The 12,991-nt window shown below is 38.6% G+C and carries 14 protein-coding genes and 1 tRNA gene; 8 read left to right on the forward strand and 7 right to left on the reverse strand.

The window, feature by feature from the left end; translation table 11 throughout:
* Nucleotides 1-149: 149 nt before the first annotated feature.
* From ACFQ19_RS08235 to ACFQ19_RS08245, 3 genes are read left to right on the forward strand one after another with little or no spacing between them, the layout of a single operon-like run.
* Complete coding sequence (locus tag ACFQ19_RS08235) at nucleotides 150-758, forward strand: GTP pyrophosphokinase (RefSeq protein WP_379591602.1); 609 nt, start codon at nucleotides 150-152, stop codon at nucleotides 756-758.
* 20 nt (nucleotides 759-778) lie between these two features.
* A complete protein-coding gene (locus ACFQ19_RS08240) occupies nucleotides 779-1,582 on the forward strand; it encodes an NAD kinase (RefSeq protein ID WP_379591603.1) in 804 nt (267 codons plus the stop codon).
* A gap of 3 nt (nucleotides 1,583-1,585) precedes the next feature.
* Nucleotides 1,586-2,500 carry an RluA family pseudouridine synthase gene (locus tag ACFQ19_RS08245; RefSeq protein ID WP_379591604.1) on the forward strand — a complete coding sequence of 305 codons (915 nt, stop codon included), beginning with the start codon at nucleotides 1,586-1,588 and terminating at the stop codon, nucleotides 2,498-2,500.
* Here ACFQ19_RS08245 and prpE read toward each other — a convergent pair.
* Nucleotides 2,493-3,233: a bis(5'-nucleosyl)-tetraphosphatase PrpE gene (gene prpE, locus ACFQ19_RS08250; RefSeq protein WP_379591605.1), complete on the reverse strand. Its 741-nt coding sequence runs from the start codon at nucleotides 3,231-3,233 to the stop codon at nucleotides 2,493-2,495. The genes ACFQ19_RS08245 and prpE overlap by 8 nt on opposite strands.
* 146 nt (nucleotides 3,234-3,379) lie before the next feature.
* Between prpE and mgtE the strand changes: the two genes are divergently transcribed.
* Both mgtE and ACFQ19_RS08260 read left to right on the forward strand, forming a co-directional pair.
* Nucleotides 3,380-4,759: a magnesium transporter gene (gene mgtE, locus ACFQ19_RS08255; protein ID WP_379591606.1), complete on the forward strand. Its 1,380-nt coding sequence runs from the start codon at nucleotides 3,380-3,382 to the stop codon at nucleotides 4,757-4,759.
* A gap of 136 nt (nucleotides 4,760-4,895) precedes the next feature.
* Nucleotides 4,896-5,342 (forward strand): CotO family spore coat protein, encoded by a 447-nt coding sequence (locus ACFQ19_RS08260; protein ID WP_379591607.1) that lies wholly within the window; start codon nucleotides 4,896-4,898, stop codon nucleotides 5,340-5,342.
* A gap of 81 nt (nucleotides 5,343-5,423) precedes the next feature.
* Here the strand turns inward: ACFQ19_RS08260 and ACFQ19_RS08265 are convergent, their stop codons facing one another.
* Nucleotides 5,424-5,894 carry a CotY/CotZ family spore coat protein gene (locus tag ACFQ19_RS08265; RefSeq protein ID WP_379591608.1) on the reverse strand — a complete coding sequence of 157 codons (471 nt, stop codon included), beginning with the start codon at nucleotides 5,892-5,894 and terminating at the stop codon, nucleotides 5,424-5,426.
* Nucleotides 5,895-6,113: 219 nt separating this feature from the next.
* Here ACFQ19_RS08265 and ACFQ19_RS08270 point away from each other — a divergent pair, with 219 nt between their 5' ends.
* Nucleotides 6,114-6,362 carry a hypothetical protein gene (locus tag ACFQ19_RS08270; RefSeq protein WP_379591609.1) on the forward strand — a complete coding sequence of 83 codons (249 nt, stop codon included), beginning with the start codon at nucleotides 6,114-6,116 and terminating at the stop codon, nucleotides 6,360-6,362.
* Nucleotides 6,363-6,412: 50 nt separating this feature from the next.
* Here the strand turns inward: ACFQ19_RS08270 and ACFQ19_RS08275 are convergent, their stop codons facing one another.
* The 5 genes from ACFQ19_RS08275 to ACFQ19_RS08295 form a co-directional block, all read right to left on the reverse strand.
* Entirely contained in the window at nucleotides 6,413-7,126 is a 714-nt protein-coding gene (locus ACFQ19_RS08275) for a YetF domain-containing protein (protein ID WP_379591610.1), read from the reverse strand.
* Between the two features lie 111 nt (nucleotides 7,127-7,237).
* The gene (locus ACFQ19_RS08280; RefSeq protein ID WP_379591611.1) at nucleotides 7,238-7,663 is read right to left on the reverse strand and encodes a GNAT family N-acetyltransferase; all 426 of its coding nucleotides are present in this window, start codon (nucleotides 7,661-7,663) and stop codon (nucleotides 7,238-7,240) included.
* A gap of 7 nt (nucleotides 7,664-7,670) precedes the next feature.
* The gene (locus ACFQ19_RS08285) at nucleotides 7,671-8,183 is read right to left on the reverse strand and encodes a YjcG family protein (protein ID WP_379591612.1); all 513 of its coding nucleotides are present in this window, start codon (nucleotides 8,181-8,183) and stop codon (nucleotides 7,671-7,673) included.
* A gap of 87 nt (nucleotides 8,184-8,270) precedes the next feature.
* Nucleotides 8,271-8,996: an alpha/beta hydrolase gene (locus ACFQ19_RS08290; RefSeq protein ID WP_379591613.1), complete on the reverse strand. Its 726-nt coding sequence runs from the start codon at nucleotides 8,994-8,996 to the stop codon at nucleotides 8,271-8,273.
* A gap of 166 nt (nucleotides 8,997-9,162) precedes the next feature.
* Nucleotides 9,163-9,234 (reverse strand) — tRNA-Val (locus tag ACFQ19_RS08295).
* Between the two features lie 1,061 nt (nucleotides 9,235-10,295).
* On the opposite strand from ACFQ19_RS08295, the gene ACFQ19_RS08300 reads away from it, so the two are divergent.
* Entirely contained in the window at nucleotides 10,296-11,282 is a 987-nt protein-coding gene (locus tag ACFQ19_RS08300) for a sugar-binding transcriptional regulator (RefSeq protein WP_379591614.1), read from the forward strand.
* A 111-nt stretch (nucleotides 11,283-11,393) separates the two neighbouring features.
* Complete coding sequence (locus ACFQ19_RS08305; RefSeq protein WP_379591615.1) at nucleotides 11,394-12,968, forward strand: FGGY-family carbohydrate kinase; 1,575 nt, start codon at nucleotides 11,394-11,396, stop codon at nucleotides 12,966-12,968.
* The last annotated feature ends 23 nt before the right edge of the window (nucleotides 12,969-12,991 follow it).

The following is a 12,991-nucleotide window of genomic DNA, read 5'->3' on the forward strand; positions in this document are numbered from 1 at the left end:
TTTGATTTTTACTATGCAGTAATTAGTCATATAATATTTAATTGAAGCGGGAGTATTAAATAAGAGGTACTGTCGCTTTTCTTTGTTGTACGGGCACTCTGTGATAAAATAAAGAAGATGATATTAGTTTACATATAGGGTGATGTTCGATGGATTGGGGAAAAACGTTGGCGCCGTATAAACAGGCGGTCGAAGAATTAAAAGTGAAGTTAAAAGGAATTCGATCAGAATATGAGAGAGAATCCAGTAATTCACCAATTGAATTTGTTACAGGAAGAGTCAAGCCGATACCGAGCATTATTGAAAAAGCGCGTGAACGGCAAATTCCTCTTGAGAATTTAGATACATTACAAGATATCGCAGGAATTAGAGTGGTATGTCAATTCGTTGATGATATTTATCCCATCGTCGAAATGCTCAGAAAGCGTAATGACTTTCAGATTATTGATGAGAAAGATTATATTTTTCATAAAAAGGAAAGTGGCTACAGGTCTTATCATATGATTATTGAATATCCGGTAGAAACAGTAACCGGAAGAATTATTGTTCTAGCAGAAATACAAATACGTACACTTGCGATGAATTTTTGGGCAACCAATGAACACTCATTAAATTATAAATATGAAGGGAATTTACCTTCAGAGGTTAAGCTGCGGCTGCAAAAAGCTGCTGAAGCTGCATTTAAGCTGGATGAAGAAATGTCAAAAATCAGAAGTGAAATCCATGAAGCGCAACGTGTTTTTCATCGGAAATCATAGATAAAGGACGGGAAAATATAATGAAGTTTAAAATTGTTGCCAGAGGAGACAAGCGGTCCAATAAATTAAAAAATATGATGCGCCATTATTTGGAGTCTTTCGGATTGGAGTATCATAAAGAAGAACCTGACCTGGTTATTTCTGTGGGCGGTGACGGTACCTTTTTGGAGGCTTTCCATCGCTATCTCCATCGTTTGCAAGAGACGGCTTTTATCGGTGTGCACACCGGGCATTTAGGATTCTATACAGATTGGACGCAGGAAGAAGTAGAGAAGCTCTTGGTTGAAGTTGCCAATACGCCATTCCAAACAGTGGAATATCCATTAATGGAAGTCATTATCCGTGATGATTTAGGCAAAAAAGAAGACAGGCACCTTGCTCTGAATGAAGCAATGATTAAAACAGCAGATGGTTCTTCTGTTGTCTTGGATGTGGAATTAAAGGGAGAACATTTCGAAACGTTCCGGGGAGATGGTATATGTATATCCACGCCATCTGGAAGTACTGCTTATAATAAGGCCCTTGGAGGAGCGATTATTCACCCGTCTTTGGAGGCAATTCAAATAACGGAAAACGCTTCTATTAATAACCGTGTTTTCCGTACAATCGGTTCGCCGTTAGTTTTGCCGAAACATCATACATGTTTTCTAAAACCGATGGTGGACAATTCCTTTTTAATTCAAATTGACCATTTCACGAAAAATTATCATGAAGTAAAATCCATACAATGCCGTGTAGCAGATGAAAAAATCCGTTTTGCCCGTTTTAGACAGTTTCCTTTCTGGCATCGTGTGAGAGATTCCTTTGTGACCGAGGTAGAATAAATAATGACAGCAAATATACAAAAAAGCTGGGTGATTGATGATGCAGGCGCCCAGATGACAATGAAGAATTTTTTACACAAGAAACTGCATTTTTCAAGAAGATTGCTGACTGCTATAAGAAAACAGGGCGGCAAATGTTTGCTCAATGAAAAAGAAGCGCATATGAAAGAAATACTTCATTTACATGATCAATTGACGGTCATTTTTCCGGATGAAACTTCCGGCCATATTGAAGCAACGGAGATGGAGTTGACTATTGTTTACGAGGATGACGACTATTTAGTTATTGACAAACCTGCCGGTCAGGCTTGTATGCCAGGTATGAATGACCGTTATACTTCTTTAGCAAATGGTATTCAAAGCTACTACAATGCTTCAGGTCATCCAGCCACTGTACACATCGTGACAAGGTTGGACAAAAACACGTCTGGTCTTGTTCTGGTTGCAAAAAATCGCTATGCCCATGCTTTATTATCAGAAGCGCAGAAAAAGCACCAGATTCATCGTGTCTATGAAGCAATGATAACAGGAAAAATAGAGCCTTCTGCCGGAACAATCCAAGCACCGATTGCCCGCAAGGAAGCTTCCATTATTGAACGGGAAGTGAATAAGGAGAAGGGCAAGGAGGCCATCACCCATTACCGAACCGTTTCTTCACATACAAGGGCTTCTTCCTTACGTGTGCAGCTGGAAACTGGAAGAACACATCAAATCCGTGTTCATTTCAGTCATCTTGGTCATCCGCTTCTCGGAGACGACCTCTATGGGGGCAAAACAGATGACATACAGCGGCAAGCTCTCCATTGTGCAGCATTGGAATGGGTACATCCATTTACGAAAAAAAGAATGCGTTTTGATTGTCCACTCCCATTAGATATGGTCAACTGTATGAAAAAACTGACTGTTCCTCCTACGTAAAATCCGTAAAACGATCAGACTGAAACGGCTGTTTAGAAGGTACGGAAACAATGTTTTGTTTTGGAAATTGAAAAGCGGTCAGCCTATTTCCAAAGACACAGCCTGTATCTATATTGATGGTCTGGTTGATTTGACGCGGTTCTAAAACAGGTGTATGCCCATAAATAATCCAGAATTCTCCATGATAATGCTTAGCCCAGTCCCGGCGAACCGGTTTCCCGTGATGATCCGTTTTACCGGTAACGTCTCCATAGAGAACAAATGACTTTACGCGGGAATTGTTCTGTCCGATAAAGCCTTCTTTTATTCCAGCATGGGCAACGATAAACTTCATATCTTTACAATATAAATATAACGGTGCTTTTTCATAAAGGGTCATAAACTTCTCCTGGACATCTTCTTTTTGATTTATATCCAATTTCTCCCATTCAGCGACGGTTGTTTCCAGCCCATGTTTTTTCTGCACTTGATTTCCTAAAAAATAACGGTATAGTTTATTACAATGATTTCCCGGTACATAATAAGCTATTTTTTGTTCGATGACTAACTGATAGACAAGCTGGATAACTGCGATGGAGTTTGGTCCGCGGTCTGTCAGATCTCCTAAAAATACAAGCTTATTTCCTTCCGGATGAGAATATTGCCCATTTTTCTGCTGATAGCAAAGCTGCTTGAGCAGATCCAAAAGTTCATCGTAACACCCATGTATATCACCGATTATATCAAATTGCATCGTAGATCCTCCTTCATTTTGTGTGTAAGTAACAGTATAACGTATTCTTTTTCATATTGCTTGGACTTGCTATTTGTTTCGCATCTTGTAAAATAGGGTAGGATGTGTAAGAATAAACAAACCGTTGAAAGAAAGGAGGATTTGCGATGAGAACCGATCAATACGATGCTCAATATAAAGAGCAATTTCAGGAACATATTGATAAAGTGCAAGAAGCACTGGATATGGAGAACTTGGAGGAGTTTCGGACAGAATTTCTGGAAATTCATCCATATGATCAGGCTGTATTTTTCCAGCAGCAGGAGGCAGAATATAGAGCGCAGATATACACGTATTTATCTCCTGAAGAAATGTCAGAGATATTAATTAATATTGATTTAGATGATGTAACGGCGTTTTTTGAGGAGATGGATCCGAGATATGCTGCGATGATTTTTGCAGAGATGCCTGTCGATGATGCCGTCGATATTTTAAATGAATTGGATAAAGAAAAAGTGGTCAGTTATTTAACCATCATGGATAAAGAATCTGCGGATGATATTAAACAGCTGCTGCATTACGAAGAAAAAACTGCCGGCAGTATCATGACCACAGAATATGTTGTCCTTTTTGAAAAGCAGACCGTTGCTGAGACAATGGGGCAGTTGAAAAAAGAAGCGCCAGATGCAGAAACCATTTATTATTTGTTTGTCCTCGATGATGATAAACATTTAGTCGGTGTTTTATCTATCCGGGATTTGATTATTGCGGATAGCGATACACAGATTAAAGAAATCATGAGTACAAAAGTGGTTGCTGTATCTGTTGCAAAAGACCAGGAAGATGTTGCACAGATGTTTAGAGATTATGATTTTCTTGCACTTCCAGTAGTTGATTTTCAAGACCATCTTCTTGGTATTATTACTGTCGATGATATTTTAGACGTTATGGAAGAAGAGGCAAGTGAGGACTATTCCAAATTGGCGGCGGTATCTAACACGGATATTAAAGACGACACAGCGATTCGTTCTGCAAGAAAAAGATTGCCTTGGCTGGTTATCTTGTTATTCTTAGGTATGTTAACGGCTACTTTGATTGCCAGTTTTGAAGAAACCTTAGAACAAGTAGCTATTTTAGCTGCTTTTATACCTTTGATTGGAGGAACAGCTGGTAATTCAGGAACACAGGCACTTGCTGTAGCTGTACGCGGAATGGCAACTGGTGAGTTTGAAAACACAGGTAAATGGAAACTTTTGGGCAGGGAAGCTTTAACAGGGTTAATCAATGGATTATTCTGTGGACTTATTCTTGCTGCTATTATTTTTATCTGGCAAGGCAATATTTATTTAGGCATTCTTTTAGGTTTATCTATTACGGGTTCTCTTTTAGTAGCAACATTGGCAGGTGCAGTGATTCCGATGATAATGAATCGGTTGCATATTGACCCTGCGGTAGCGTCAGGACCTTTTATCACAACTATTAATGATCTTATCTCAACCCTGATTTACTTTGGAATGGCAACAGCATTTATGAGCTATTTAATTTAAACGTTTCGTTGAAAAGGATTGTCCTGTATTGGGCAGTCCTTTTTCTCTGGAAAAAAGAGCAATGACGCGTTTGACACAAAACAAATTATAGGTTCATACACTATACAAGATAAGCTGAGAAAGGGTGTCAGGACCGATGACCAATAAAAATAAAGCGCAATCTCCTTTACTTTATATTAGTCAACCTCAATTGAAAGAATCTGCAGCACCAATGCAGGAGCATTATTTTGGTGATTCCGGAAGAGAAAGAAAAACAGATTCAAGTCATGTACCGCCTGTAAAAAAAGCTCCTTCCAAACCTAATAGAAGCCATGTTGATAACGCTAAACCAAAAGAGGAACAACAATCAAGTAAGAAGAAATTTATGGAAATGACAATCAGCGAAAAAATTGATTATTTAACAAACCGCTCTGAGTTTGCTCCGCCAATAAAATGTGAAGTCACTGTAAATTCTAAGAAGAAATATCGGGGAATTATCCGAGAAAAAGAAAAAGATATTTTGCTTTTGCAATTAAGTACCCGGAAAAACAGCATTAAAATCCCGATGCAAGATATTGAAAATATTCAATTATTGGGTTTTTAAAAGACACCGTCCAGGCTGCTATTACCTGGATGGTGTCTTTTTCGTTTTACTATTGTCTGTTACAAACATGTTTCCTTGTGTTTAGTGAAATGCTCTGATTGCCGGCAAGCAGGTAACATGGCAGAAACAGTTTAGATCGACAGTAATACAAATACCTGTTGCTTCCAAATCCTCTGTATTTTGCTCTGTCGGATCCTTCATTTGGTCATAACCGCAGCTTTCCCCATCACTGAGTAATAATTCAAGAATAGCACAATTATCTTTATCTACTTTCTTTACTCTGAAAATAAAGCTGGATAAGATTGGATTCATTTTGTTGTGATGGTTTTTTGTTGTGCCGAAACCTTTAAAAGGTTTACAATCCTTGCAGTATAAAATAACAGGTACGGTGTCTAAATCATTGGTTACCTCATTGGTACATAAAAGGTCGTTAATTGATTGTTCGCAGCTCGTATCACAGCAATTTTCTACAATGTCATTTTGAGCATCAACAATATCTTTTAAAATATCTACAACACAACTTCCGGTATCGTAACTTTTTCCACAACCCATGAGAAATTGCTCCTTTCACAATTTGAATTTACTTTCCTTACAGGATATGTGTCTTTACTATGTTGGTGTGGGCGTGTGTAGCCAAGGTGAATAACTAAATCAATTAAAATAAAATTCTGACTATACAAACGGAAAATATTTGTATATAATATATAAAAAACGGTTTCAATTTTCTGAGAAAGGGTATATATAGGTGACTACACGAAGGAGGTGGAGAGGATGGGATATATACTTCCGGTCCAGACTTCACAGTATGTTGATTATCATCAGAGAATACAGCCGGCCCAGAAAAAAGCTGATCATGTGGAAGCTCCTTTTAAAGTTCAACTTGAACGGAGACATCAAGAATTAAATGCAACTTACGACCGTTTTTACCGCAATCGGCCTGAGCCTCAGAAACCTTTGAATGTACCATTGGATGCATCATTGCTTACCGGAAAAGGAAAACATGTTAATAAATATGTATGATAGAAGCACTCCTTTATAGAGGAATGCTTCTTTTTTAGCAAAAAACCACATCAGTCAAGATCGTCATACTTGAGGTGGTTTCGATTATAGAAAGGAACAATGTATAAGGGTTCTCCTTTTGCGTATTCCGCATAAAAAATTTCCGAAATATCATTGTATCCCTGTTCACGAATCGTTTCTTCCAGCCAGGATACAGGCAGGTTTTTCTCTTCCAGATTGTCTTTAATGATTTCTCCGTCATTGATAAGCGTGATTGGTAAAGTGACATCGGTAGGAGATAATTTTAAATCTTTACGTGTAGGGGTTTGATAATCTGCTTTTTTCAGAACCGATACTGTTCCATTTGCTTCCAGGACGGCAAATTCGACCTCACTGATAGAGAAGACTTCTTTTTCTCTCAACAGATGCTGCAGCTGGTTAATGTCCAATTTGGTTTTTTTCATCATGTCACGAACCAACTTTCCACGATGAATAACAATGGTTGGACTTCCTTCAAGCATATGACGGGTTCGTTTATATTTTTGGGAAATAATTTCAATCACATATAAGAAAAAGCCGTAAATGACTACAACAAATGCTATTTCCGGTATACCGGCATTGGGGTCAAATAGCGCATTCCCGACTAATTCTCCCAACAGCAGGGCAGAAATAAAATCAAATGGGGTGATTTGTGAGATTTGTGTTTTCCCTAATATCTTTGTGATGATAAATAAAGCAAATAAGCCGAAAATTAGTTCTGCAAACATACTTAAGTAACTAGACATATGATACGCTCCTTTTTCATTTCAACTATATTCTATATTGTGTACAGAAGGAGCGGAAAAATGTAAAAAGGACGCTTATCCTTAAAGAAATAAGCGTCCTCATCCATAACATTATACATTTTTAATCATGGTGACATGGGGAATACCTGCATCCATAAATTCTCCAGATGTCACCTCATAGCCCAGCTTTTGATAAAAATCCTGTGCATGTATTTGTGCATTTAGTTTTGCTTTATGAAAGCCTTGCTGGTTTATTTCCTGTTCCATTTTTTGCATGATCTTTTTGCCAATCGACTTCCCGCGATGGGATTTCACTACACAGATACGTTCTAATTTTCCATAACCTTCATCTGTGATTCGCAGGCGGGCGGCAGCAACCGGTGTTTCTTCATCATAAGCGATAAAATGCGTTGCTGATTGGTCAAATGCGTCGATTTCTAATTCTGGCGGGACGTTTTGTTCTTCAACAAAGACCTCCTTGCGAATTCGGTAGACGTCTTGTAATTCTTCTGGTGTCTTAGCTGTCTTCACGAGCATGAATATGTTAATCCTTTCCTAATAAAAATGTTTCATACACTGTCCAGGAGCCATTTTCTAATTCATATAACAGTTGGAAGCGGTCAATATAATCTTGAAGTGCAAAGCCTTCCATTTTTAATCTGCCTACGATATCCGAGAACTCATCGTGCTCTAAGTCCTGTGCAATGGTAATATGCGGTACAAATGAATGTGTTTGATTATTTTCAAAAACTCCTTGCTGCAGCTGCTCATTCAGTGCTTTTAATTGTTCGACTGGTTCAATTTTTAAATAAATGGTGTTTGTTACCGGTTCGAAAGTGCTGACTTTGTTGATATGAATATAAAAAGGATCGACACTTTCGGCAATGTGATGCAGTGTCTGCACAACTTCATCTACTTCCTCCGGGCCGGTCTCGAACGGGTACTTCAATGTAATATGCGGAGGGATTAAAGAGTACCTTGGATCGTAACGCTTTCTTAATGCATTGGCTTGGTCCTGCACAGTTTTTGAAGGAAAAATAGCGATTCCGTATTTCATTCACACAACCTCCCAGTATATGTTTTGGTATAAATGATATAAACTGCATTTACATTAGTATAGCAAAAGAAAAAGAAAATAGAAATTTTAATCAAATAACGTGGTAAGCAGACGGCGCATGTCATTCTGCCAATACTTCCATGTGTGGATACCATCCGCTAACTCATAGTAAGTATAAACGGCATCTGATTTTTCCAGTGCTTGATGTAACTTACGGTTCGGTTCGACAAAATCAGCTGTCTTTCCGTCACTCATATGCACGTCGGTTTCTTTTGTTCCGATTGTATGATAAATATCCAGCGCAGACAAAGAAGAGGTTTCCTCTACATAAGTTAAGACGGTATCATCAACATACGGTGATTGCAGTCCTGCTTTTTTAAATAGATGCGGATATTTCATAGTTGTCATCAATGCAAGCGTTCCTGCTAACGAGTCCCCGATAATCGAACGGGTTTTTCCTGCCTGCGGTGTCGGAATTAATTCATCTAAGTATGGCACAACTTCACGTACGAGAAATTGGATATAATCCTCATTCTGCTCACCAGACGGGTGATATTTTTTTCTGCGATCATACTTATCTTTGTAATGAATCCCCACAAAAACAACATTATGCAGTACTTCTTCATCATGAAGTTTATCACTTAATGTAGCGACTCTTCCCATCTGAAAGTAATCTTTTCCATCTTGCATGATACAGATATCATATTTATGCGTTTCCGAAAATGTTTCCGGATGATAAATCTGTAAGGTCATCGTTTCTTCTAAAAAGGAGCTGTTTATTTCTTTTTCAAACATCTTTCCTTTTCTGCCCAAATTTTCCACCTCCGTTTTCTTGTTGTATAGAAACAGTCTATCATTGTATGTTTATACTGTCACTTGAAGAAGGAAAAATTTGAAACTTATTTTCGCGTAGAAGCGGGTGGAGGAAGAGGGGATAATAAAAAGCCATCTTCAAAATAAATGAAGTGGCTTCATAGGATGAGCCGTACAGGATTTGAACCTGTGACCCCTTCCCTGTCAAGGAAGTATTCTCCCGCTGAACTAACGGCTCGTTGTATAGTAAATAAATATGTAAGCTTCTTAATAAATTAATTATACACTGCGTTAGATAGATTTGGCAAGGGTGATTCAAACCTTTTATATCACTACGAATGAAAACTTTTCGAAAATAGTCATAATAACTCAACTTTCGCACCTTAAAAAGTAGTTTCATTTCCAGAGAAACAGGAGTTGATCGTTCCTTTGTTAACTCCCTTAACAAGAATAGAAGGTAAGGTGTAAGGCTACCGCTGCGTCGGACCGTTTTGCTTTCCTAGGGGCACGCTCTTCAGCTAACTTTTGCCAAGAAGAGCGCTTGGCAAAAGTGGATCTTCAGATGGTGCTGATCCCTCAGGAGTCAAAACGGTCCGCCTCCGCTAGCGAGATTTTCTATGCATGAAAAAGATGAACAAAAAAGTTAGATCAGACAGAACAAATTTTTCGAGCTGCGTGGTAAAAATAATCAGCAATCATTCCTTTCTGTGCATGAAAGCCATTATTCATCTAACTTCATCAGGTTGTTATTTCTGCTAAGCGCTGTAGCGTCCTATTAGAGCGCAGGCCAACCACGGAGACTCCTATGGGAACAGGGCGAGCTGAAGATCCACTTGAAAAGCGGTCTTCTTTTCAAGTTAGCTGAAGCCGTCCCCATGGAAAGCGGAGTGGTTGGCCGGAGCGGCGCTATGCACAATCACCAATTCCAAAATGGCCGGATATTTAACTAAAAGCAAGCATGACAATGGAAATCATGTTCATCCTGAGATAGCAAGATATATATGCTTATTCTTAGGTGCGAAAGTTGAGTAAAAAGAAATTAGCATTATATTCTTTCCAAATGATAATTACAAGCATGTTTTTTTCAATTAATTTGGAAAAATTAAATTAAAAATTTAAAATGAAAGCGTTGACATTTAAGCGCCATTCTTTTATACTGATGAAAAATGAACAAATGATTATTAATTTGCACATTTGTTCAAATTGTATATGATAATAACCTCGTTCAAAAAATAATAAAGGAGTGATATGATTAAGAAAAAATGAGTATTTCATATAAGCAGGAGGCTGTATTTCATTATGTCTAAAGTAGATTTGAGGTTATTATCAAAAATTGCATATATGTATTATAACGATAATATGTCCCAGCATGGTATTGCACAGGAAATCAATGTTTCAAGAAGTAAAATATCAAGGCTGTTAGTAGAAGCGCGGGAACAAGGTATTGTTCAGATAAATGTGAGCATTCCTGTTACACGTTGTTTTGATTTAGAGCAGCAATTGGAAGAAGCTTTTGGAATAAGTGAAGCCATTGTTGCCCCAGTATATTCGACCAAAGAGGAAAATATATTAAATTCCTTGGGGCAGGCCGGAGCAGACTACCTTTTGAATCATGTGAGGGAAGGGATGACTGTTGGTTTTTCCATGGGGGAAACATTAAAAAAACTAACTTCTTATTTGGGAGATGAGCAGCAAATTGACTGTGAAGTTGTTCCAATTATGGGAGGTAATTGGCCGAAGATGGGATATGGCCTGGATGCGAATACCATTTCCCAGAGAGTTGCGGAGAAATTGGGAGCGAAGTGTTTTCCTTTATATGCGCCCGCAATTGTGTCCAATGAAGACTTAAAAGAGTCTATTCTGAGTGATTTGACGGTTCAAAATGTATTTCAAAAATCCTTGGAGACAGATATTACCTTTATTAGTGTAGGAGTGGAATCATCTTCTCAAGCCCATATTCATTTATTAACAGATGACGAAAAGAAACAATCTAAAGAAGCCAATGTAATTGGAGAAGTGGCTTTCTGGTTCTTTGATTCAGAAGGACGCATTCCCGATATTGATATTCATAACAGGGTAATTGGACCAAGTATTGAACAAATCAGTCAGCATTCCAAAATTGTATTATTATCTGGAAACAGCCATAAGAAAGAAGCCATTGCTTCAGCGCTTGCAGGGGGATGGGTGGATACGCTTATTACGGATGAACATGTGGCAGCTTATTTGTTGAGAAGCCTAAAGGAGGATGGAAAACAGCAGGTAGAACCGGAGATAGAGTTGAAGTAGCTGAATGCGGGTTATTTTTGATATTTATCAGTAAAAATATCTTGAAAGTGCAGCCCGGTTAGTGCCTATATAAATACGCTTTAAAAAGCTGATACAGAGGAGAGGTTCATTGTGAAAAGAGAGCTTGTTATTGGTATTGACGGCGGGACAGAAAGTGTTCGGGCAGGAATTTTTGACTTGAAGGGGAATGAAGTAGGGGAAGGAATCACCTCTTATAAAACCTATTACCCGAAACCAGGGTGGGCTGAACAGAATCCGAATGATTGGTGGGCATCTTTAGCAGAAAGTATTAAAAAAGCAATGCAAGATGCGAATGCTACAAAAGAGGAAATTATTAGTATTGGTTTGGATACGACTTGTTCCAGTGTTGTGTTCTGCAAAAAGGATGGAAGCCCCGTAAGAAAAGCGGTTATCTGGATGGATATCCGTTCTTCAGAGGAGGCAGAAGAAATAGCGGCAACTGGTCATGAAGCATTGAAATATAATGGTTTTGGAAATGTTTCTGCTGAATGGATGCCGAGTAAAGTATTATGGGTAAAAAAGCATGAACCGGTGATTTACCATAAAACAGAAAAAATTATGGATTATGTGGATTGGTACACGTTTATGATGACTGGAAAGAATACAGGTTCCGCAAGTACGACAATTTTTAGATGGTATTATGATGAAGAAAAAGGAGGCGTTCCTGCAGATTTTTATAAAACAATCGGTTTAGAAGATATTTTTGAGAAACTGCCGGAAGAAATGAAATACCTGGGCGAATATATAGGCGGTCTTTCCCCCTATGCAGCAGAGCATTTAGGATTAGCAGAAGGGACACCAGTTGGCCAGGGCGGAGTAGATTGCTTAAATGGAATGATTGGTCTTGGTGTGACCAAACCCGGGAAAATGGCACTTATCACAGGTTCCTCTCATTGTAATTTAGCATTTACAGATAAAACGATTCATAAAGAAGGCATATTCGGAACGTACCCAGGTGTTGTCTTCCCGGGGATGAAGTTGGCTGAGGGCGGTCAGGCTTCTTCGGGATCGGTTTTGAAGTGGTTTAAAACACATTTTGGGAAAGATATTGAAAAAGAGGCTGAACAGCAAGGCGTCAGTATTTATGACTTATTAAACAAAGAAGCGGCAGAACTTCCGCCGGGATCAGAAGGACTGCTTGTATTAGAATACTGGCAAGGTAATCGTACCCCTTATGTAGATGCGAATGTCCGCGGATTTATTTCCGGGTTAACCTTAAAGCATACCCGTACGCATATTTACCGGGCAGTTATGGAAGCGATTGCTTATGGTACAGAATTGAATATTAAAAACTTTAAAGAGAACGGCATTCCAGTTGAAGAGCTCTATTTAGCGGGCGGAGCAACGAATAGTGACTTGTTTTTGCAAATTCACGCAGATGTAAGCAATTTGCCCATTAATGTGCCGGAATCAAATCAGGTAGCCTGCTTAGGATCAGCAATTATGGCAACGGTTACAGCTGGAGCTTATCAAGATGCGGATGAAGCCATCAATAATATGGTCCGCTATAAGAAGCGTATTGAACCAAATCCGGAAAACCATGAAATTTATAAATTATACAGTGAACAGTATGAGAAAGCTTATCCACAATTTAAAGAATGGATGCATGCTACAAGCAAACTGGATGGCATCGTTGCTGAAAAGACAGTAAAACAATCTGTATAATTACCTGAATAAATGAAGGAGCA

Origin of the sequence: Oceanobacillus locisalsi (assembly GCF_042675985.1) — a bacterium.
In the GTDB taxonomy this organism is placed as follows: domain Bacteria; phylum Bacillota; class Bacilli; order Bacillales; family Amphibacillaceae; genus Oceanobacillus; species Oceanobacillus locisalsi.